Annotated in this window: 1 protein-coding gene; it reads right to left on the bottom strand. The window is 33.4% G+C overall.

Annotated elements, in window-relative coordinates:
• Positions 1 to 104 precede the first annotated feature (104 nt).
• Complete coding sequence (gene tnpA, locus EL17_RS22315) at positions 105 to 569, bottom strand: IS200/IS605 family transposase (protein WP_035080032.1); 465 nt, start codon at positions 567 to 569, stop codon at positions 105 to 107.
• Positions 570 to 916: the final 347 nt, after the last annotated feature.

The following is a 916-nucleotide window of genomic DNA, read 5'->3' as shown; positions in this document are numbered from 1 at the left end:
TTGGAACTGATCCTGAAGGGATCAAATGTTTATAGCAGGATACATTAATTTTCGGAACCGATCCTGAAAGGATCGAATGTATTGCTTAAAATAACCTGTAACAACTAATCATCAATCCATTCAAACAGGTATTCATTTTTAAATTCAATGTCAAACTTTTTTAGAAAGGCAATATATTCATCCCTAAAGGTTAGCTTTTGATGATGTATTTTTTGATTGTTTATGTAGGTGATTACGTTATTTAATGATGAATGGCTATAAGAAAAAGCACCATATCCAGACTGCCAATCAAATTTATATCTCGATTGTTTACTCTCCCTGATAAATACATTTGATGACTTCTTTATTTCCCTTACCAGATCCGATAAACAGCATGTAGGTTTCATTCCTATTAAAATATGGATATGATCGGGCATTCCGTTTATAGCCAATAGCTTTTGATCTTTATGTTTTATAATACCGGTTATGTACTTATATAGATCTTCTTCAAAATCAGGTGCTATTAGGCTTCTCCTTTCTTTGACAGCAAAGATGATTTGAATGTAAATTTGTGAAAATGTCCCGGACATATGCAAAGTGGTTCAGACATTAAAAATTCATGTACGTAAAAAAAATATATTTAATAAAAATAAGGTTTGTTGAATTAATCTACAAGTATTAAAACATTTAAATACCTGATAGGGAGGTATATTTATTTATTCAAGATTTTAACGAAATATAGCTTGTAGAACTTTATTTTCTGATCAATTCTTTAATCGACGCTGTGCGACCCCTACAGGGTCGTGACCAAGCCCCACCATGTTTCTATATACATGCGACCCATTCAGGGTCGGCCGCATCATCAGGGCTGTTTCTATATACTTGCGACAACTTCAGATCCAAACGGATATTGTTGGAACTGATCCTGAAGGGATCA

Origin of the sequence: Anditalea andensis (assembly GCF_000714815.1) — a bacterium.
In the GTDB taxonomy this organism is placed as follows: domain Bacteria; phylum Bacteroidota; class Bacteroidia; order Cytophagales; family Cyclobacteriaceae; genus Anditalea; species Anditalea andensis.
This window is presented reverse-complemented; position numbering and strand designations above follow the sequence as displayed.